General features: G+C 60.0%; 1 protein-coding gene. It reads left to right on the top strand.

Translation table 11 applies throughout. From position 1 onward, the window contains the following. A partial coding sequence (locus RMT89_RS43535; RefSeq protein ID WP_315889286.1) for a hypothetical protein occupies positions 1 to 265 on the top strand: 265 nt, incomplete at both ends.

The raw sequence follows: 265 nt of genomic DNA, 5'->3' as shown, positions 1-265 counted from the left end.
GCCCGTAGGGCAATCGCCAAGACGTTCATCTATGCGTTCCTCTACGGAGCCGGTGACGCCAAGGTCGGTGGGTTCGTTGGCGGTGGGAAGGCCCAAGGCAAGGAGCTGAAGAAGGCTTTCCTCGAAAACACCCCGGCCATCTCTGGTCTCCGGGGAGCCCTGGAGGAGTCACTTCTGGAGTCGCAAACATGGAACGCGGCGCTCAAGAAGTTCGACATCAAGTGGAGACGTAGGTGGATCAAGGGCCTGGATGGCCGAAAGGTCC

The organism is Streptomyces sp. P17 (assembly GCF_032436805.1).
Classification (GTDB): domain Bacteria; phylum Actinomycetota; class Actinomycetes; order Streptomycetales; family Streptomycetaceae; genus Streptomyces.
This window is presented reverse-complemented; position numbering and strand designations above follow the sequence as displayed.